A 20,038-nucleotide genomic window follows, 5' to 3' on the forward strand; every position below is an offset into this window, starting at 1 on the left:
GCACCCGCACCCGCACCCGCACCCCAGTAACTCCGTCAACTAACTCCGCCAACTCCGTTCCGGCCTTCGACCACGATCGGGAGTACCCCATGCCTTCATCTGTCATGCCCACATCCAGGAACGGCAACGACCAGGAGCCGCTCTCCGCCGTCTCCGCCGTCGCCCTGCGCAAGTCCTACGGCGACAAGACCGTCCTCGACGGCATCGACCTGCGCATCCCGTCCGGCTCCGTCTTCGCCCTGCTCGGCCCGAACGGCGCCGGCAAGACCACCGCCGTGAAGATCCTCTCCACCCTCATCAGGGCAGACGGCGGCCAGGCGCAGGTGGCGGGCCACGACGTCGCCACCTCCCCGGACGGCGTCCGCGCCGCGATCGGCGTCACCGGCCAGTTCTCCGCGGTCGACGGCCTGATCACCGGCGAGGAGAACATGCTCCTCATGGCCGACCTGCACCACCTCCCCAAGCAGGAAGGGCGGCGGGTGGCAGCCGAGTTGCTCGAACGCTTCGATCTCACCGAGGCCGCCAGGAAGCCCGCCTCCACCTACTCCGGCGGCATGAAGCGCCGCCTGGACATCGCCATGACGCTGGTCGGCAACCCGCGCATCATCTTCCTCGACGAGCCGACCACCGGCCTGGACCCGCGCTCCCGCCACAACATGTGGGGCATCATCCGCGAACTCGTGGCCGACGGCGTCACGGTCTTCCTCACCACCCAGTACCTCGAAGAAGCCGACGAACTCGCCGACCGCATCGCGGTCCTGAACGACGGCAAGATCGCGGCCGAAGGCACCGCGGAGGAACTGAAGCGAATGATCCCCGGCGGACACATCAGGCTCCGCTTCACCGACCCGGCCGCGTACCAGTCAGCCGCATCGGCCCTGCGCGAGGTCACCAGGGACGACGAGGCCCTGTCCCTGCAGATCCCCAGCGACGGCACCCAGCGCGAGCTGCGCTCGATCCTCGACTGGCTGGACTCGGCCGACATCGAGGCGGACGAACTGACCGTGCACACCCCCGACCTCGACGACGTCTTCTTCGCCCTCACCGGCGGCACCGACGCCCCCAACAAGACCAAGGAGAACGTCCGATGAGCTCCCTCTCCCTCGCCGTACGCGACTCGTCCACGATGCTGCGCCGCAACCTCCTGCACGCGAAGCGCTACCCATCCATGACGCTCCAGTTGCTGCTCACACCGATCATGCTGCTGCTGCTCTTCGTCTACCTCTTCGGAGACGTGATGAGCGCGGGCATCGGCGGCGGCGGTGGGGCGGACCGGTCCGAGTACATCGCCTACATCGTCCCGGGCATCCTGCTGATGACGATCGGCGGCACCACGGTCGGCACCGCGGTGTCCGTCTCCACCGACATGTCCGAGGGCATCATCGCCCGCTTCCGCACCATGGCCATCCACCGCGGCTCGGTGATCATCGGACACGTCATCGGCAGCGTGATCCAGTCGGTCATGAGCGTGGTCCTCGTGGGCGCGGTCGGCGTGGCCATCGGCTTCCGCTCCACCGACGCCACGGTCCTGGAATGGCTGGCGGCGTTCGGATTCCTCGCGCTCTTCGCGATGGCGCTCACCTGGGTCGCGGTCGGCATGGGTCTGGTCAGCCCGAACGCCGAGGCGGCCAGCAACAACGCGATGCCGCTGATCCTGCTGCCGCTCTTCTCCAGCGCCTTCGTCCCGGTCGACGCCATGCCGGGCTGGTTCCAACCGATCGCCGAGTACCAGCCCTTCACCCCGGCCATCGAAACCCTGCGAGGCCTCCTCCTGGGCACCGAGATCGGCAACAACGGCTGGCTCACACTCGCTTGGTCCGTGGCACTCTCGGCCCTCGGCTACTACTGGTCAAAGGCAGTCTTCAACCGCGACCCGAAGTAACCAACCCACCCACCAAAAGCAAAAGCCCCAGGTCACGGCGAGTGAGTCCTGGGGCTTCAGCAGAGCCGCCTTCGGGATTCGAACCCGAGACCTACGCATTACGAGTTGTCGGACCTTGGTCCGAGTGAGTCCATGGCCCTCCGTCCGGCAGGCTTCTTGCCTGATCAGGGGCCTGCCGGACATGGATGAACGGCGACGGACACTTCCGGATCCGATGCCGTTTGAGACCGCGATTGAGACCAGTGCTCCCACTGGCCACGCACTACCCCGGCACCTTGAAGGAAGTCAGGGCCGTGTGAGCGACAGCTACGAACGCGGATCGATTCGCAGCAACCTGGTCCCTGGCGCGCTGAACTCTCGACCACCAGTCGTCCGCTCCTGCAAGCTCAGGCCGTGGAGACGCTTGTGGAAGCAGCGCATCGGTCAGATGCCCCAAATCTTCTCGCGCGGCACGCACGCTCACTCGTAGGACATCCGCTCGTTGGGAAACAGCGCCAGGGCCAAGCATGAGGATCTTGCCTAGGTGGTGGTCAGTCGCACCTTCTAGCCGCTCTGCCGTGAGGTAGACCTCCACATCCACGCACTCTATGGCGCCCTCGTACAGCGAGACATCGCCGGTGGCTTCGGCTGTGCCAAGAGCGAGGTTGCATGCATCTAGGCCGTCGATGAAAGCATCGCAGGCACCCAGATAGGCCACGAAGGCTTCTTGTCGCTGCTGCAGTAGCCACTGTCTATGTGTCGCCAGACCTTGATCCTCGACCTGCTTACGCCCTGCCTTGTAGGCAAAAACACCACTAAGGAGGGCGCTCCCTCCACCCGCCACCAAGCCGATCGCTGCGGCTCCCACCGTCGCTATACCAGCGTCCATAGCACGATGATGTCTGGAGTCGCCCCGGCAGAGGTAGCCCGCATATTCCTTCAGGCTTGTTGTTCCTCAACTCACGTACGGGTTTCGGGGCCTGAAGTGACGCCCGAGGCATCGGCCTCTGAGCTGCGGCGGAGCCGTTGTTGTTGGCCGTTGCCGGTCGTTTCCGATTCCCCTTGGACGGCCCACAGACGGCCCGGCTCTGCCTGGGCTGCTGCGAGGTGCGCGGGCACCCAGCCCGGATTCTGCGGCCCGCAGGCGCGCACCAAGCCAACCAGACGTTTGAGCAGGCCAGTTGCAACGCCGAATTCCCCTCCGAGGCGTGGGACCTCATGCATTGCACACTCACGACGGGCAGCTGTAAAAAGCTCAGTGATATAATTCGCCGCGAAAACTGACCAGTTGGCAACATGGAGGACCCGTGAAGCATTCAACCAAATGGACATCCGTCGGGCTAAGCGCCCTGGCCCTGACGCTGTTCGCTTCTAGCACCCAAGCGCACGCCGTTGACAAAATCTACTGGGCTAACCCGTCTGGATCCTACAGCTCACACGGCAGGGGGGCTTTCAGCACGAAGGGGGACCTCCTTAGAGCCTATGACGACGCCAAAGACGGCGAATCCGCATGCGTGTCCATATACGGGAAAATGGTTTCATCCAACAAGTATGAATACAGGACGGTTTGCGCCGCCGGAAAGGGCAACTCCAAGGACAAGAATCTCAACTTGGTTGAGGGGACAGCGATGAAGATCCAAGGATGGATGCTCGACGAATCGTCACAGTACGACCACAACTTCGGGCCATGGGTGTCCGGAATGGCGTAAAGAGAACGGTCGGAGAGTAGGTCAAAGACCGCGCAGGCGGCACCAACGGAGACGTCGAATCTTGTGGCGACCTGAGCGAAGGCGTCATACGTGCCCAGGGACACCGGAGCAACGAGCTCGCATTGGTGTGGTGGGAGCTCACAATGTCGGTCACCCTCACGGATGACTGAAGAGCATCATGACGCAATCCGCCGGCGCATGTGGCAGGCCAAGTACGGCAGGTTATAGAAGCAACGAGGCTCCTGTGCCCGTGATGTGAGGCATCGATGACACCTCAACGGCATGGGAGCCTCGCTGCTACGGCTCGGGTAGTTCAGTGACGAAAGTCCCGATGCCCGGCTGCATCTGTGCCAGCCCTGCGTTCCGGAGCTCGGTGAGGACCCGCCGGGCCGTCATCTGCGCGATACCGAACTCATCCTGGATCGCGAGGAGGCCAATCCCTTCACGCAGAAGGAGGCCAAGGCCTTCCTCGAAGCAGCCTCAAAGCGGCCCACCTTCATGCGTTGGATCGTGGGCGTCGGCATGGGCTTCCGGCAGGGCGAGACGCTCGGCCTGCGGTGGTCGTACGTCGACCTGGAGGCGGAGCTGTTCCACCCCAAGTGGCAGCTACAGCGCCTCACCTGGCGGCACGGATGCGACGACCCGCACGCCTGCGGAGCGCGCCTCCACCGCTTCAGGCCCTGCCCTCCGGACTGCACCCCGCACAAGGACTACAAGCGGGGGTGCCCCAAGCCGTGTGCCAAGGGGTGCACGAAGCACGCGAGCGCCTGCCCCGTGCGCAAGGAGGGTGGTCTCGTCTTCACCCGCCCCAAGACCAAGAAGAGCCAGAACGCCGTTCCGATCCCACCCGTGTTCATCCCGTTCCTGCTCGACCACAAGGCTCAGCAGGACGAGATGCGGGCCACTGCCGGTGAGCTGTGGCAGGAGCACGACGTCGTGTTCTCACGGCCGGACGGGCGCCCACTCGACCCGCGCGCCGACTACGAGGAGTTCAAGGAGCTGCTCAGGGAAACCGGGATCGATGACCGTCGCCTGTACGACGGGAGCCGCCACACTGCCGGCACCATCCTGAACGAGTTGGGCGTCGACATGCCCACCATCATGGAGATCCTGCGGCACACCCAGATCAGCCAGACGAGGCGCTACGTGAAGGGCAGATCGCACCTGTCGAAGGACGCGATGCGGCGCATGGGAGAGTTCTTCGCTCCGCCCTCTGCGGGCCCCACTGAGACCAGAACTGAGACCGGCGACACTCGCGCGGCTCGTGCCCAACGCCGTCGCCGCATCCGTTAAAAGCAAAAGCCCCAGGTCACGGCGAGTGAGTCCTGGGGCTTCCACAGAGCCGCCTTCGGGATTCGAACCCGAGACCTACGCATTACGAGTGCGTTGCTCTGGCCATCTGAGCTAAGGCGGCACGCGTCCCGCACCTATGGTGCGATCAGCAGCGACGCCAAGTCTACACAGTTTCCGGGGGTGCTCCGCACACCCCCGGCCGACGCGGGCTTCTCGCCCGTATCACCCCTGTGAGCAGCGCTTTCCGTCCTCCGGGGCCTTGCCTTCCAGCAAGTACTCGTTGATCGCCGAGTCCACGCACTTACTGCCGCGCCCGTACGCCGTGTGCCCGTCCCCCTCGTACGTGAGCAGCTTGCCCGAGGAGAGCTGGTCGGCCAGGGACTCGGCCCAGCGGTAGGGGGTCGCCGGGTCGCGGGTCGTGCCGACCACGACGATCGGGGCCGCGCCCTCCGCCTCGATGCGGTGCGGCTCCCCCGTCGCCTTCACCGGCCAGTACGCGCAGTTCAGCGAGGCCCAGGCCAGGCCCTTGCCGAAGACCGGGGAGGCCTCCTCGAAGTCCGGGAGCGACTTCTTCACGTCGTCCGCCGTGTCGAAGGCGGGGGGAAGGTCCAGGCAGTTCACCGCGGCGTTGGCGAACATGAGGTTCGCGTACGTTCCGTCGCTGTCGCGCTCGTAGTAGCTGTCCGAGAGGGCGAGGAGGCCCGCGCCGTCCTTCTCCTTGATCGCGGCGGCCAGTGCCGTGCGCAGCTGGGGCCAGGCGGCCTCGTCGTACATCGCGGCGATCACGCCCGTCGTGGCGAGTGCCTCGCCCAGCTTGCGGCCGTCGGAGTCGCCGGTGGGGATCGGCGTGCGGTCCAGGTCGTCGAAGAGTGAGGTGAGGCGCTTGCCCGCGTCCTCCTCGCTCTTCGTTCCGAGGGGGCAGTCCGACTGCCCCACGCAGTCCTTGGCGAACGACTGGAACGCCGTCTCGAAGCCCGCCGTCTGGTCCCGGTTCATGCGGCGGGCCGGCAGCGAGGGGTCCATCGCTCCGTCCAGGACGAGGCGCCCGACGCGGTCGGGGTAGAGCCCGGCGTACGTCGCCCCCAGGAACGTGCCGTACGAAGCGCCCACGTAACTCAGCTTCTCGTCGCCGAGCGCCGCGCGCAGGATGTCCATGTCGCGGGCCGCCTCGACCGTGGAGACATGCGGAAGCACCTCACCGGAGTGCTTCTCGCAGCCCGCCGCGAACTTCTTGAAGGAGTCCGACAGTTCGGCGGTCTCGCGCTGGTCGTCCGGTGTGATGTCCGTCTGCGTGTACGCGTCCATCTGCTTGCCGTTGAGGCAGGTGACGGGCTCGCTGCGGGCCACGCCGCGCGGGTCGACCGCGGCCATGTCGTACTGGGCGCGGACCTCTTCGGGGTAACCGAGTGCCGCGTACGTCTGGAGGTAGCCGATCGCCGAGCCGCCGGGTCCGCCCGGGTTCACCAGGAGCGAGCCCAGGCGCTTGCCGGGGCCTGTGGCCTTCTTCCGGGAGACGGCGAGCCTGATGGCCGCGCCGTCCGGCTTCGCGTAGTCCAGCGGCGCCTTCATCGTGGAGCACTCGAAGCCGGGGACGCCGCACTCGCGCCAGTTCAGCTTCTGTCCGTAGTACGGAGACAGTCCTTCCGGAGTGGCGCGGGGCAGCGCGGCCATGGACGCGTCCGCCGTCGAGCTCCCGGCCGAGCAGCCGGAGATGAGCAGTCCGGCGGCCAAGAACACGGTCGCGGGGGTGCGGAGTCCTCTGATGCGCATCACGCGAGCCTAACGCTATGCGTTGGCATGGTGACGCAATGTGCCCGTATGGGTGACTCCGTCAATCCTCGGGCCCCCTCGTCCGGCATTCGGCACCCGTCTGCCCCCCCTCGGCCGATCACCGCTCCCGGGCTGACCCGCCTAGCCCGCCCGCAGCGCCACCGCCATCGCCTCCACCGCGAGCAGCGGCGCCACGTTGCGGTCCAGTGCGGTGCGGCAGGCGCCGATCGCCTCGATGCGGCGCAGTGTGGACTCCGGCGAGGTGCCACGCGCCAGGCGCTCCAGCATGTCGAGCACCTCCGTGTTGGCCAGCGCCACGCGGGAGCCGAGCTGCAGGGTGAGCACGTCCCGATAGACGCCGGTCAGCTCGATGAGTGCGAGGTCGAGGCTGTCGCGCTGCGTACGGGTCTTGCGGCGCTTCTGCCGGTCCTCCAGCTCCTTCATGATGCCCGCAGTGCCGCGCGGCATCCGGCCGCCCTTCTCCGCGCCGAGGGCCGCCTTCAGGTCGTCGGTCTCCTTGACGTCGACCTCCTCGGCGACCTGCTTCGCGTCGTCGCCCGCCGTGTCGATCAGCTCCTGCGCGGCCTTGAGGCAGCCACCGATGTCCTCCACGCGCAGGGGCAGCTTGAGCACGGCGGCGCGGCGCTCGCGCGCCCGCGGGTCGGTCGCGAGGCGGCGGGCGCGGCCGATGTGCCCCTGCGTGGCGCGCGCGGCGGCGGCGGCGACGTCCGGCTCGATGCCGTCACGCCGGATGAGCACGTCCGCGACGGCGTCCACCGGAGGCGTACGCAGCGTCAGATGGCGGCAGCGGGAGCGGATGGTGGGCAGCACGTCCTCCAGCGAGGGCGCGCAGAGCAGCCATACGGTGCGCGGGGCGGGCTCTTCCACGGCCTTCAGCAGGACGTTGCCCGCGCCCTCGGTGAGGCGGTCGGCGTCCTCCAGGACGATGACCTGCCAGCGGCCGCCCGCGGGCGACATCTGGGCCCGCCTGACCAGCTCACGGGTCTCCTTGACGCCGATGGACAGCAGGTCCGTACGCACCACTTCGACGTCGGCGTGCGTGCCGACCAGGCTCGTGTGGCACCCGTCGCAGAAGCCGCAGCCGGGGGCGCCGCCGAGCGCGCGGTCCGGGCTGGTGCACTGGAGCGCGGCACCGAAGGCGCGGGCGGCGGTGGACCGCCCGGAGCCGGGCGGTCCCGTGAACAGCCAGGCGTGCGTCATCTTCGACGCCTCGGGCCGCGGAGCGCCCGTGGCCACGGCGGTGACCAGCGTGTCGGCGTCCCGGGCGGCGGCACCGAGCTGCTCACTCACCCGATCCTGGCCCACCAGGTCGTCCCATACGGTCATCGGTCACCGCCTCCGCCCTGCTCTTGCACTTGCTCTTGCACTTGCTCTTGCACTCGCGTCGCCGCGTCGTATCCAGTACCTCGCACGTCGCACCCCGCGCTGTCGCATTCATTGTGGAGCACGCCACTGACAACGCAGGACGCCCCGCAGGATGTCCTGCGGGGCGCCCGTGCAGTGAGGCTCAGCGCCCGTTCCGGCCCCGGCCCCGGCCGCGCCCGCGGCCGCCCTCGTCTTCGTCCGGATCGCCCAGCAACTCATCGGCCAGCGAAGGCAGATCATCCAGCGGAGTCTCCTCCGCCCAGTCCGAGCGCGGCCGCTGCCGAGGAGCTCCGTGCTCGTCGACCTGGGGCAGCTCACGGGTCCGGTCGTTCCCACCCCCGCCGTCGGGTGCGGGAGCCGGACGCTCGTCGCGGAAGTACCCCGGCGGCACCTTGTCCTCCCGTACGGGAGGCAGGACCGCGGTCTCGTCGGCAGCCCCCGGCACCGGCGGCTGCGGCAGCACCTCGGTCTCCTCCGAGGCGGACGTGTCCCGTACCGACGGGAGCACCGCGGTCTCGTCGGCCGCACCCGGCGTCGGCGCACCGGGCTTCACCACGGGAGTGGGCACCGTCGTCTCGTTGTCCGGCACGGCATCCGAGGGGGACGCGGCCGGAGCCTGAGCCGGAGCCGGCTTCGGGCGGGGCGCGGAAGGTGCCGGAGCCGAAGCAGCAGCCGTCGAAGCAGCAGCCGCGGCCGCCGCCGAAGCCGCCGCCAAGCGCCGCGCCTCCTCGGCCCGCAGCAGGGCTTCCTCGGCCTTGCGCTGCTTCTCGACGCGACGCTCCTCCGCCTCGGCCCGGAGCCGCGCCTCTTCCTCCGCCTCCCGGCGGCGGCGCGCCTCCTCGGCGGCGCGCACCTTCTCCTCGGCGAGCAGGCGGGCCTGCTCCTCCTCGGCCCGGCGCTTCGCCTCCTCGGCGCGCTGCCTGGCCTCCTCGGCCTGGCGCTCGGCCTCGCGGCGCTGCGCCTCCTCCAGCTCGCGGCGCGCCCGCTCCTCCTCCTCGGCGCGGAGCTTGGCGAGCTGCTCCTGGCGCTCGCGCTCGATCCGCTCCTCCTCGGCCTTGCGCGCGGCCTCTTCCTCGGCCTTGCGGCGCGCCTCTTCCTCGGCCGCCTTGCGGGCCTCCTCCTGCGCCTTCACCTCGGCCTCGGAGAGCGGCAGCATCAGGTCGAGCCGGTGCCGGGCGACGGTCGTGACCGCCTCCGGCTCCTGGGCGGCGTCGATCACCAGATACCGGCCCGGGTCGGCCGCGGCGAGGGTCAGGAAACCGGACCGCACGCGCGTGTGGAACTCGGCGGGCTCCGACTCAAGACGGTCGGGCGCCTCGGTGAACCGCTCCCTGGCCGCCTCCGGAGAAACGTCGAGCAGCACCGTCAGATGCGGCACGAGCCCCGCCGTCGCCCAGCGCGAGATGCGGGCGATCTCGGTCGGGGACAGATCGCGCCCCGCTCCCTGATACGCCACGGACGAGTCGATGTACCGGTCGGAGATGACGACCGCGCCCCGCTCAAGGGCGGGACGAACGACCGTGTCCACGTGCTCGGCACGGTCAGCGGCGTACAGAAGTGCCTCGGCGCGGTGCGACAGGCCTGCCGACGACACGTCGAGCAGGATCGACCGCAGCCGCTTGCCGACCGGCGTGGCTCCCGGCTCGCGCGTCACGACGACCTCGTGGCCCTTGGCCCTGATCCACTCGGCGAGCGCTTCGGCCTGCGTGGACTTGCCCGCGCCGTCGCCGCCCTCCAGGGCGATGAAGAAGCCCGTGGCCGCGATCCCCTGCTCCGGGTCGTCGCCGCCGCGCAGCGCGTCCCGCAGGTCGTGCCGCAGCGGCACTCCCTGCCGGTCGTCGATCTTGGCAAGCACCAGCGCGGCCACCGGCAGGAGCAGCGCGCCCACCAGCATCAGCGTGAAGGCGGCGCCTCCGTGGTCGAACACGAACTTGCCGTTGACGAAGCGGTGCGGGCCGATGGCCGCCGCGACCACGGGGGCGATGAGCGCGCCGAGCGCGACGAAGAGGCGTACGACCGCCTGGAGGTGTTCCGTCGTGCGCGCCCTGCGGTAGTCCTCGACCTCCTGGTCGAGCAGCGCGTGCCCGGTGTGCGCGGCGATGCCCGCGGCGACGCCGGTGAGCACCAGGAGCAGCAGCACGGTCGTCAGGTCAGGCACGAGGCCCGCGGCGAGCAGCGCGACACCGGTGAGGGCGATCGCGAGCGCGAGCAGCCGGCGGCGCGGAAGCGTGGGCAGCAGGGACGGCGCGGTGCGGATGCCGACGACGGTGCCGCCGGTGAGTGCGAGGACGATCAGGCCGTACGTGACGGGCCCGCCGTCCAGGTCCTTGGCGTGCAGCACGGCGACGGCCACGGCGGCCGCGACGGCCCCGGCGATCGCGGCACAGGCGGCGACGAGCAGCGGGATCGCGCCGGTACGGCCCTTGTCGGTACCGCTGCCGGTGCGCGGCCTGCGCAGTCCTTCGAGCGGGCTACGCGCGCGTGGCGTCTGCGTGGCGGGAAGTTCGAGGAAGTAGACGATCGACAGGGAGGCGGCGAAGAGGCCCGCGGCGACGAACGAGCCGAGCCCTGCCTGGTGCACCTCGAACCACTCGAGCCCGGTGCCGAGGAGGTTGCCGATCAGCGTGACGAAGACGAGCGTGGCGGCCGCGAGGGGCAGCGCCACGAATCCCGTACGCAGCGACAGGCGCCGCAGTGCGTCCATGTGGTCCGGCAGCGGCCGCACGGTGGCGCCCTCCAGGGGCGGCGCGGGCAGCAGCGCGGGCGCCGCGCTCTCCCGGCAGACCGTCCAGAAGCGCTCGGCGACGCCGATCACGAAGGCGGTGACGAGCAGCATCGCAAGGGCGTTGTCCGGGGTCCAGTCGATCCACAGCGGCGCGACGATCAGGAGTCCGACCCGCAGACCGTCCGCCACGAGCATCGTCCAGCGCCGGTCGAGCGGCCCGTCCGGTGAGGTGATCGAACTCAGCGGCCCCAGGAGCACCGCCCCGAAGAGCAGCGTCGCGAGAACGCGTGCTCCGAAGACGGCCGTGACCGCGAACGCGACTCCTCGATAGCCGCCCCCGAACGCCCCCTCGGCAATGGCCGCTTGCAGCGCGAGCACCACAAGGACAAGGAGGGCGAGGGCATCGCCGACACCGCCGACGAGCTGGGCGCTCCAGAGGCGCTTCAGCTGCGGCACGCGCAGCAAGGCGCGGACAGCACGCTCTCGGGAATCTGCGACCAGGGCGTCGTCGGGGGCCGGGTTTCCGACCGTTGGCTGCTCGGCACGCGTCATCCGTCCAGCCTATCCGCCCGGTGTGACACACCGAAGGGGCGCCCGAACAAACGGGCGCCCCTTCGGTTCACACATTCACAGCGCCGTCACCAGGTGACGTACGCGGCTGCCTACTCGGCTACTCGGAGTCGGACGCCTGCGCTGCCGAAGCCGCGGTCTTCTTGGCGGCCGCGGTCTTCGTAGTGGTCTTCTTCGCGGCCGTCGTCTTCTTGGCGGCCGTTTTCTTGGCAGCCGTCTTCTTGGCGGCGGTCTTCTTGGCCGGGGCCTTCTTCGCCGCCTTCTTGGCGGTCTTCTTGGCCGGGCCCTTCGCCCGCTTCTCCTCGAGCAGTTCGTAGCCACGCTCGGGGGTGATGTCCTCGACGCTGTCGGCGGCCCGCAGCGTCGCGTTCGTCTCGCCGTCCGTGACGTACGCCCCGAAGCGGCCGTCCTTGACGACGACCGGCTTTCCGCTGACCGGGTCCTCGCCGAGCTCCTTCAGCGGCGGCTTGGCGGCGGCCCGCCCGCGCTGCTTGGGCTGGGCGTAGATCGCGAGGGCCTCTTCCAGCGTGATGTTGAAGAGCTGCTCCTCGGCCTCCAGGGAGCGCGAGTCCGTGCCCTTCTTCAGATACGGGCCGTAGCGGCCGTTCTGCGCGGTGATCTCGACACCCTCGGCGTCGGCGCCCACCACACGCGGCAGGGACATCAGCTTCAGGGCGTCCGCCAGCGTCACCGTGTCGAGTGACATCGACTTGAAGAGCGAGGCCGTCCGCGGCTTGACCGCGTTCTTGCCGGTCTTCGGAGTGCCCTCGGGGAGCACCTCGGTGACGTACGGGCCGTACCGGCCGTCCCTGGCGATGATCTCGTGACCCGACGTGGGGTCGGTGCCGAGCGCGAAGTCGCCGCTCGGCTTGGCGAGCAGCTCCTCGGCGTACTCGACGGTCAGCTCGTCCGGCGGCATGTCGTCGGGCACGTCGGCACGCTGATGGCCCTCCGCGTCCTTCTCACCGCGCTCGATGTACGGGCCGTAGCGGCCGACCCGCAGCACGATGCCCTCGCCGACGGGGAAGGAGGAGATCTCCCGGGCGTCGATCGCGCCCAGGTCGGTCACCAGCTCCTTGAGCCCGCCGAGGTGGTCGCCGTCGCCGTTGCCCGCGCTGGACGCGGCACCCGCGTCGTCGCCCTCGCCGAAGTAGAAGCGCCTCAGCCACGGCACGGCCTGCGCCTCGCCCCGCGCGATGCGGTCGAGGTCGTCCTCCATGCGGGCGGTGAAGTCGTAGTCGACGAGCCGCCCGAAGTGCTTCTCCAGGAGGTTGACCACGGCGAAGGACAAGAAGGAGGGCACCAGTGCCGTGCCCTTCTTGAAGACGTAGCCGCGGTCGAGGATCGTGCCGATGATCGACGCGTACGTCGACGGGCGGCCGATCTCGCGCTCTTCGAGCTCCTTGACCAGCGAGGCCTCGGTGTAGCGGGCCGGCGGCTTGGTGGCGTGGCCGTCGACCGAGATCTCGTCGGCGGACAGCGCGTCGCCCTCGCTGACCTGCGGGAGCCTGCGCTCGCGGTCGTCGAGCTCGGCGTTCGGGTCGTCCGCGCCCTCGACGTACGCCTTCATGAAGCCGTGGAAGGTGATGGTCTTGCCGGACGCGTTGAACTCGGCGTCGCGGCCGTCGGCGGCGGTGCCGCCGATCTTGACCGTGACGGAGTTGCCGACCGCGTCCTTCATCTGGGAGGCGACGGTCCGCTTCCAGATCAGCTCGTAGAGCCGGAACTGGTCGCCGGTCAGGCCGGTCTCGGCGGGTGTGCGGAAACGATCACCCGAAGGACGGATCGCCTCGTGCGCCTCCTGCGCGTTCTTGACCTTCCCCGCGTACGTGCGGGGCTTGTCCGGCAGGTAGTCGCTGCCGTACAGCTGCGTGACCTGGGCGCGAGCGGCGGTGATCGCCGTGTCGGACAGCGTCGTGGAGTCCGTACGCATGTAGGTGATGAAGCCGTTCTCGTACAGCTTCTGGGCCACCTGCATCGTGGCCTTCGCGCCGAAGCCCAGCTTGCGGCTGGCCTCCTGCTGCATCGTCGTCGTACGGAACGGCGCGTACGGAGAGCGGCGGTAGGGCTTGGACTCGACGGAGCGGACCGCGAACCGGGTGTTCTCCAGGGCCGCGGCGAGCGAGCGGGCGTTCGCCTCGTCCAGGTGGAGCGTGTCGGACTTGAGCTGCCCGACGGAGCTGAAGTCGCGGCCCTGCGCGATGCGCTTGCCGTCGACCGTGGTGAGGCGCGCGACCAGCTGCGAGGGGTCGGAGGCGTCACCGGTGCGGCCGGTGCCGAAGGTGCCCGTCAGGTCCCAGTACTCGGCGGAGCGGAAGGCGATGCGCTCGCGCTCACGCTCGACGACGAGGCGGGTCGCCACGGACTGGACGCGGCCGGCCGACAGGCGCGGCATGACCTTCTTCCACAGGACCGGCGAGACCTCGTAGCCGTAGAGACGGTCGAGGATGCGGCGGGTCTCCTGGGCGTCGACCATGCGCTTGTTGAGGTCGCGGGGGCTTGCGACGGCCTCCTGGATCGCGGCCTTGGTGATCTCGTGGAACACCATGCGCTTGACCGGGACCTTGGGCTTCAGGACCTCGAGGAGGTGCCACGCGATGGCTTCGCCCTCGCGGTCCTCATCGGTGGCGAGGAAGAGTTCGTCGGAGTCCTTCAGCAGGTCTTTGAGCTTCTTGACCTGCGCCTTCTTGTCGGCGTTCACGACATAGATGGGCTCGAAGTCGTTCTCGACGTCCACGCCGAGACGGCGCACCTCGCCGGTGTACTTGTCGGGTACCTCCGCGGCGCCGTTGGGGAGGTCGCGGATGTGCCCGACGCTCGCCTCGACTACGTAGCCGGGGCCGAGGTAACCCTTGATCGTCTTCGCCTTGGCAGGCGACTCGACGATGACGAGTCGGCGGCCGCCCTTTGCGGTCTCGCTGGTCGGGGACAACTTCGCTCTTCTCTCCGGTCGGTGCTCGGTGGCCGTGCTGCGTGGCCTCGTGGCCCTGCTGCGTGGCCTCGCTCGGTGCGCTTGCGTTGCGCTGACGCTGCGGAGTGTGACGGTACATCCCGCCCCCGTGTCAAACGGGAAAAGCCCGCAACGGCCACTCGAACGGTAACCCGACTACCGCCATTCCTGCCGCCCGGAGTGGCGACCTGCCCTTTCACCACCGGCTTCACCACCGGCTCGGCACCGGCGCCGGGCCTACGGCCCGTACGCGCCCCGCGGCCACCGGCCGCCTCCCGTCACAACCGAGTGAAACACCACACTCCGAGCACCAGTGCGCCCGATCCGGCGAGCGCCGCGAGTGTCGCCGATGCGACAGGGTTCACACCGTGGGCGACCGGCGAGCGGTGCGCCACGCGTGCCCCGGTCCACAGCAGCAGCCCCGCTCCGAACAGCGCGAATACCGATCCCGCGAAGATCGCTGGTCCGCTCTCCATGGCATTGCCTCCCCGTACTGAGTTCCCGGCTTGGGAAACTTGCACGCCCGGGAAGCCGGGGCGCGAACCCCGGGTGAACGGAGAGCGCCCGGCCGAAATCACCGACCGGCGCCGGGTCCAACTCGACCGGATCCGGTCGCCTCGGAGCTGGTTCGCACAGTCCACCTTCTCGATGTACGTCCAGCGGTCGCCGACGCCCATCCATCCCACCCACAACGGGGGACCGATGTCCGCGAAACGTACGAGACACGCCGTACGCGTACCGCCAACGGCCCGCCCCTCGCGGCGTCCGGTGAGCCGGCTAGGCGCCGACCGGCTCCAGGAAGCCCTGCTCGACGAGGAGCCGGATCTGCGCGGGCGTGCGGTCCCGCAGCAATACGGGGTCCTCCCCCACCAGTTGGGCGATCGCGTCGAGAATCCGCCCGGCGCTCAGCGTCCCGTCGCACACACCGGCGAAGCCCGCGCCCACCGTGTCCACCTTGGTGGCCCGCCGCATCCCGCGCTGCTGACGCAGCACGACGTGCTCCGGGTCCTCGGCGCCGGGCAGCCCGACCTGCTCCTGCACGACCCCGTCCGCGAGCTTGAAGTGCCCCGCGAGCAGCGCGGCGTCGTCGTGCGCCCGCAGGAAGTCCTGCCGCGCGAAGAACTCCCGCACCGTCTCGCCCAGCGGCTGCTCGACGGGGTGCGGCCACTCCTCCACGGTCACGGACGGCTCGGCGGAGCCCGCCCCTGCCGTGGACTTGCGCAGTGTGATCCACCCGAAGCCGACCGCGCGCGTCTTGCGGGCCTCGAACTCGTCGAGCCACGCGTCGTACCGCGCCGCGTACTCCTCCGGATCCGTCCGGTGGTCCCCGGCGTCCCGCAGCCACAGCTCGGCGTACTGCGTGATGTCCTGCACCTCGCGCTGGACGATCCACGCGTCGCACCCGCGCGGCACCCAGGACCGGAGCCGCTCGGTCCACTCCTCACCGTCCACGTGCTGCCAGTTGGCGAGGAAGTGCGCATACCCCCCTTCGTTCAACCGCTCCCCCGCCTGCTGAACGAGCGACCGGCACAGATCGTCCCCGCCCATCCCGCCGTCGCGGTAGGTGAGCCGCGCCCCGGGAGAAATCACGAAGGGCGGATTGGACACGATCAGGTCGTACGTCTCCTCGCCCACGGGTTCGAAGAGGGAACCCTCCCGCAGGTCCGCCTCGGGCGCCCCGGAGAGCGCGAGGGTGAGCCGCGTGATGTGCAGCGCACGGGGGTTGAGGTCGGTCGCGGTCACCCGGGTCGCGTGCTGTGCGGCGTGCAGCGCCTGGATCCCTGAGCCGGTACCGAGGTCGAGAGCGCTGGCCACGGGCGTACGCACCGTGAGCCCCGCGAGCGTCGTCGAGGCCCCGCCGACACCGAGGACGACTCCTTCGTCATGGCTGCCGATGCCGCCGGCGCCGCCGACCGCGCACCCCAGGTCCGAGACGATGAACCAGTCCTCACCGCTCGGCCCGCCGTAGGGCCGCAGGTCCACGGTCGCCTTCAGCGCGCCCTCGCCGTCCGCCGCGGAGAGCCAACCGCTCTCCAGTAGAGGGCCGACCGGAAGAACGGCCGCCACGCGCGCGTGCGGCACGGAACGCTGCAACAGGAAGAGGCGTACGAGCGTCTCCAGCGGCCCTTCGCCGCGGGTGGCCCGCAGCGCGGGCACGGTCTCGCTGCGCGCGAGCGCCGTGTAGGCAGGCGCCCCGAGCAGCTCGAGCAGCCCATCAGCGGTGAAGTCGGCCGCCAGCAGGGCTTCCCGCAACTGGGCACAGACATCGGCACGATCGGACGAGGGCAGGGGGGCGCTAGCGATACTCACCCCTTCATTGTGACCCGCATCCGCTCGTATCCGCCGCTGTGGGCAGGCGTTCCGCAGGGCGGAACGGGTGGGCACAGCCCCGAAGCTGCCGGGCAACAGCCAGACGCAACGCTGCCCCGGCACCGGGGGGTAGTCCCCAGGCTCCGGGGCAGCGAGGCAAAGCGAAGGGGCAACCCCTAGGCGGCGGAAGGCGTAGCGCTAGCCGACTTGCAGCTGTCCTGCTTGCTCATCGCCTTGCCCACCTCACCCTCCTGAAGCTTCTCAAGCGCCTCGTTACCGCTCTTGCTCAGCTTGTCCAGCTCGCCCGCGACGGACTTGAGGCCGTCCGCGAAGTCCGCCTGGTTCTTGGTGTCCAGGCCGTCGACCTTCTTCTTCAGGTCGCCGTACGACTTGGAGATGGCGTTCAGTTCCTTGACCGCGTCGTCGGTCTTCTTCTGACCGCCGTCGACCGGCGGGGCGCCCGCGTCCTTCACCGCGGCACCCATCGCCTTGTAGGCGTCGGACATGTCCTGGAACGCCTTGGAGTCGGTCTTCTGGACGTCCTCCGGCGAGCTGTTGTCCGAGGTCTCCTTCTGGATCGCGGCATTGGCGGCGGCGATCTTCTTCGACTGCGGCTGGACCGAGTCACAGACGTCCTTGGCCCAGGAGTCCAGCTTCTCGTTGCCGTCGTCGCTGCAGCCCGACAGCGCCAGTACCAGTACCGCACCGCCGGACAGTGCGGCTGCAAGCTTCTTGTTCACCGGATTGGTCCCTTCCATGGCTCTCGGCCCCGGAACTTACACGCCAACTGGGCTACAACCGCATGCCGGGGGTCCGGTACCACCCCTATTGAAGCCATTTGCACCAAGCAGAGAGCGCGAGAGAAGGCTCACGAGAGATTCACCGGGCGCACAAAGGGCGGACGCCGCGTCAAGACGCGCCGCCCGCCCCTGTGTTGGGCAGAGTCTGACCCGGTGTTACGAAACCACAGCCGGGTCAGCCGAGTTACCTACTCGCTCCGCACCACCGTCCTCCTGGTCGCCCACGGCGATGCCCCGCCTCTTGGAGACGTACACCGCGCCGATGATGACCAGGATCGAGAGCACCGCGATCAGTGCCCGGATCCCCGCGCTCGCGTCATCCCCGTAGCTGAACTGGACGACCGCGGGCGCGATGAGCAGCGCCACCAGGTTCATCACCTTCAGGAGCGGGTTGATCGCCGGGCCCGCGGTGTCCTTGAACGGGTCACCGACGGTGTCGCCGATCACCACCGCGGCGTGGGCCTCACTGCCCTTGCCGCCGTGGTGGCCGTCCTCGACGAGCTTCTTCGCGTTGTCCCAGGCGCCGCCGGAGTTGGCGAGGAAGACCGCCATCAGCGTGCCCGTGCCGATCGCGCCCGCCAGGAACGAGCCGAGTGCGCCGACGCCGAGCGAGAAGCCGACCGCGATCGGCGTGAGCACGGCGAGCAGACCTGGCGTGGCCAGCTCGCGCAGCGCGTCCTTGGTGCAGATGTCGACGACGCGCCCGTACTCCGGTTCCTCGGAGTAGTCCATGATCCCGGGGTGCTCGCGGAACTGCCGCCGCACCTCGTAGACCACTGCTCCGGCCGACCTCGACACCGCGTTGATCGCGAGCCCCGAGAAGAGGAAGACGACCGCGGCGCCCAGGATCAGGCCGACCAGGTTGTTCGGCTGCGAGATGTCCATGACCAGGTTCATCGGGGCGCCGTCGCCCATTTTCTCGCCGACGTCCTTGGCCGCGGTCGCGATGGCGTCGCGATACGAGCCGAAGAGCGCCGCGGCCGCGAGGACGGCCGTGGCGATGGCGATGCCCTTGGTGATGGCCTTGGTGGTGTTGCCGACGGCGTCCAGGTCGGTGAGCACCTGCGCGCCGGCGCCCTCGACGTCACCGGACATCTCGGCGATGCCCTGCGCGTTGTCGGAGACCGGACCGAAGGTGTCCATGGCGACGATCACGCCGACCGTGGTGAGCAGGCCGGTTCCGGCGAGCGCCACCGCGAACAGGGCGAGCATGATCGACGTACCACCGAGCAGGAACGCCCCGTACACGCCGAGCCCGATCAGGAGCGCGGTGTAGACGGCCGATTCGAGCCCGATCGAGATTCCGGCCAGAACGACGGTGGCCGGGCCGGTGAGCGACGTCTTGCCGATGTCCTGCACCGGACGCCGGGTGGTCTCCGTGAAGTACCCGGTGAGCTGCTGGATCAGCGCGGCCATGACGATGCCGATCGCGACGGCGACGACCGCGAGAACCCGCGGATCCCCGTCGTGACCCGCGATCGCCGCGTCCGTGACGCCGTCCAGGTCGGCGTACGAGGACGGCAGGTAGACGAAGACCGCCACCGCCACGAGCACCAGGGAGATGATCGCGGAGATGAAGAATCCGCGGTTGATGGCCGTCATGCCGCTCCGGTCGGAGCGCCGTGGGGCCACCGCGAAGATCCCGATCATCGCCGTCACGACGCCGATCGCCGGGACGATCAGCGGGAAGGCGAGTCCGGAGTCTCCGAACGCGACCTTGCCGAGGATGAGCGCGGCGACCAGGGTCACCGCGTAGGACTCGAAGAGGTCGGCGGCCATGCCCGCGCAGTCGCCGACGTTGTCGCCCACGTTGTCGGCGATGGTCGCGGCATTCCTCGGGTCGTCCTCCGGAATGCCCTTCTCGACCTTGCCGACCAGGTCGGCGCCGACGTCGGCGGCCTTGGTGAAGATGCCACCGCCCACACGCATGAACATCGCGATCAGCGCCGCCCCGAGGCCGAACCCCTCGAGGACCTTCGGCGCGTCGGCCGCGTAGACCAGCACCACAGCGGAGGCGCCCAGAAGGCCAAGACCCACGGTGAACATGCCGACAACGCCGCCCGTGCGGAAAGCGATCTTCATGGCCTTGTGCGAAACGGCGGTGAGATCCTTTTCGGGTTCACCTTCCGCCGGAGTGGCCTCTCGTGCGGCTGCCGCCACACGAACATTGCTGCGTACGGCGAGCCACATGCCGATATAGCCGGTGGTCGCCGAGAACACCGCACCGATCAAGAAGAAGATCGATCGGCCGGCACGCTGATTCAAGTCGTCTGCGGGCAGCAGCAGGAGCAGGAAGAACACCACGACGGCGAAAACACCGAGAGTGCGCAACTGCCTGCCGAGGTAGGCATTGGCGCCCTCCTGGATCGCTTTGGCGATCTTCTTCATGCTGTCGGTGCCCTCGTCGGCCGCGAGCACCTGGCGTACGAGCACCCAGGCGACCGCGAGAGCCGCGATCGCGACGGCCGCGATGACCATCACGATGAGGCGGTTGTCGTCGGTCAGTACTGCGGCTGCGAAGGTTGTGGGGTGATCAAACTGATGAGGGGTAGAAAGCCCCGCCATTCGTCCTCCTTGACGCCTGGGGTGAGCTCAAGATGTGGACGGATTGTAGGGAGCGGAACCTGATCAAAACAGAGCGCCGCAAACGGAATTGGCTAGAGA

General features: G+C 69.1%; 12 protein-coding genes, 2 tRNA genes and 1 pseudogene. 4 read left to right on the forward strand and 11 right to left on the reverse strand.

The annotated features are described in order from the left end of the window. Positions 1 to 89 precede the first annotated feature (89 nt). The gene (locus tag M4V62_RS20220; protein ID WP_249588653.1) at positions 90 to 1,091 is read left to right on the forward strand and encodes an ATP-binding cassette domain-containing protein; all 1,002 of its coding nucleotides are present in this window, start codon (positions 90 to 92) and stop codon (positions 1,089 to 1,091) included. Then, positions 1,088 to 1,882 (forward strand): ABC transporter permease, encoded by a 795-nt coding sequence (locus M4V62_RS20225; protein ID WP_249588654.1) that lies wholly within the window; start codon positions 1,088 to 1,090, stop codon positions 1,880 to 1,882. Before M4V62_RS20220 ends, M4V62_RS20225 begins: the two co-directional genes overlap by 4 nt. 63 nt (positions 1,883 to 1,945) lie before the next feature. On the opposite strand, the gene M4V62_RS20230 is transcribed toward M4V62_RS20225, so the two are convergent. Then, positions 1,946 to 2,019: transfer RNA gene (locus tag M4V62_RS20230), tRNA-Thr, on the reverse strand. A 1,149-nt stretch (positions 2,020 to 3,168) separates the two neighbouring features. Here M4V62_RS20230 and M4V62_RS20235 point away from each other — a divergent pair. Beyond that, positions 3,169 to 3,570, forward strand: coding sequence for a hypothetical protein (locus tag M4V62_RS20235; protein ID WP_249588655.1), 402 nt, complete (start codon positions 3,169 to 3,171; stop codon positions 3,568 to 3,570). Positions 3,571 to 3,867: 297 nt separating this feature from the next. Here M4V62_RS20235 and M4V62_RS43925 read toward each other — a convergent pair whose 3' ends face one another. Beyond that, positions 3,868 to 3,966, reverse strand: a complete 99-nt coding sequence (locus tag M4V62_RS43925; RefSeq protein ID WP_249588656.1) for a GntR family transcriptional regulator — start codon at positions 3,964 to 3,966, stop codon at positions 3,868 to 3,870. Positions 3,967 to 3,987: 21 nt separating this feature from the next. Between M4V62_RS43925 and M4V62_RS20245 the strand changes: the two are divergent. After that, a pseudogene (locus M4V62_RS20245) lies at positions 3,988 to 4,863 on the forward strand (tyrosine-type recombinase/integrase); the annotation flags it as partial. Positions 4,864 to 4,910: 47 nt separating this feature from the next. On the opposite strand, the gene M4V62_RS20250 reads toward M4V62_RS20245, so the two are convergent. The 9 genes from M4V62_RS20250 to M4V62_RS20290 all read right to left on the reverse strand — a co-directional run bounded on the left by M4V62_RS20250 (position 4,911) and on the right by M4V62_RS20290 (position 19,939). Beyond that, positions 4,911 to 4,984: transfer RNA gene (locus M4V62_RS20250), tRNA-Thr, on the reverse strand. Positions 4,985 to 5,085: 101 nt separating this feature from the next. Continuing rightward, the gene (locus M4V62_RS20255; protein WP_249588657.1) at positions 5,086 to 6,633 is read right to left on the reverse strand and encodes an alpha/beta hydrolase; all 1,548 of its coding nucleotides are present in this window, start codon (positions 6,631 to 6,633) and stop codon (positions 5,086 to 5,088) included. A gap of 141 nt (positions 6,634 to 6,774) precedes the next feature. Beyond that, positions 6,775 to 7,980, reverse strand: a complete 1,206-nt coding sequence (locus M4V62_RS20260) for a DNA polymerase III subunit delta' (protein ID WP_249588658.1) — start codon at positions 7,978 to 7,980, stop codon at positions 6,775 to 6,777. Between the two features lie 181 nt (positions 7,981 to 8,161). Continuing rightward, entirely contained in the window at positions 8,162 to 11,296 is a 3,135-nt protein-coding gene (gene tmk / locus M4V62_RS20265) for a dTMP kinase (protein WP_249588659.1), read from the reverse strand. 118 nt (positions 11,297 to 11,414) lie between these two features. After that, complete coding sequence (topA, locus tag M4V62_RS20270) at positions 11,415 to 14,246, reverse strand: type I DNA topoisomerase (protein ID WP_249588660.1); 2,832 nt, start codon at positions 14,244 to 14,246, stop codon at positions 11,415 to 11,417. 296 nt (positions 14,247 to 14,542) lie between these two features. Beyond that, positions 14,543 to 14,740, reverse strand: coding sequence for a hypothetical protein (locus M4V62_RS20275; RefSeq protein WP_249588661.1), 198 nt, complete (start codon positions 14,738 to 14,740; stop codon positions 14,543 to 14,545). Between the two features lie 301 nt (positions 14,741 to 15,041). Then, positions 15,042 to 16,574, reverse strand: coding sequence for a DUF7059 domain-containing protein (locus M4V62_RS20280; RefSeq protein WP_249588662.1), 1,533 nt, complete (start codon positions 16,572 to 16,574; stop codon positions 15,042 to 15,044). Between the two features lie 176 nt (positions 16,575 to 16,750). Further along, positions 16,751 to 17,332 carry a small secreted protein gene (locus M4V62_RS20285; protein WP_249588663.1) on the reverse strand — a complete coding sequence of 194 codons (582 nt, stop codon included), beginning with the start codon at positions 17,330 to 17,332 and terminating at the stop codon, positions 16,751 to 16,753. Positions 17,333 to 17,530: 198 nt separating this feature from the next. Continuing rightward, positions 17,531 to 19,939 (reverse strand): sodium-translocating pyrophosphatase, encoded by a 2,409-nt coding sequence (locus M4V62_RS20290; RefSeq protein ID WP_249588664.1) that lies wholly within the window; start codon positions 19,937 to 19,939, stop codon positions 17,531 to 17,533. Positions 19,940 to 20,038 lie beyond the last annotated feature (99 nt).

The organism is Streptomyces durmitorensis (genome assembly GCF_023498005.1).
GTDB classification, from domain to species: domain Bacteria; phylum Actinomycetota; class Actinomycetes; order Streptomycetales; family Streptomycetaceae; genus Streptomyces; species Streptomyces durmitorensis.

Excerpts from the sequence above, each read along its gene's own strand:
- M4V62_RS20220 (WP_249588653.1), top strand. The coding sequence starts at position 90 with ATGCCTTCATCTGTCATGCCCACATCCAGGAACGGCAACGACCAGGAG.
- M4V62_RS20225 (WP_249588654.1), top strand. The coding sequence starts at position 1,088 with ATGAGCTCCCTCTCCCTCGCCGTACGCGACTCGTCCACGATGCTGCGC.
- M4V62_RS43925 (WP_249588656.1), bottom strand. The coding sequence starts at position 3,966 with ATGACGGCCCGGCGGGTCCTCACCGAGCTCCGGAACGCAGGGCTGGCA.
- M4V62_RS20255 (WP_249588657.1), bottom strand. The coding sequence starts at position 6,633 with ATGCGCATCAGAGGACTCCGCACCCCCGCGACCGTGTTCTTGGCCGCC.
- M4V62_RS20260 (WP_249588658.1), bottom strand. The coding sequence starts at position 7,980 with ATGACCGTATGGGACGACCTGGTGGGCCAGGATCGGGTGAGTGAGCAG.
- tmk (WP_249588659.1), bottom strand. The coding sequence starts at position 11,296 with ATGACGCGTGCCGAGCAGCCAACGGTCGGAAACCCGGCCCCCGACGAC.
- M4V62_RS20275 (WP_249588661.1), bottom strand. The coding sequence starts at position 14,740 with ATGGAGAGCGGACCAGCGATCTTCGCGGGATCGGTATTCGCGCTGTTC.
- M4V62_RS20285 (WP_249588663.1), bottom strand. The coding sequence starts at position 17,332 with ATGGAAGGGACCAATCCGGTGAACAAGAAGCTTGCAGCCGCACTGTCC.
- M4V62_RS20290 (WP_249588664.1), bottom strand. The coding sequence starts at position 19,939 with ATGGCGGGGCTTTCTACCCCTCATCAGTTTGATCACCCCACAACCTTC.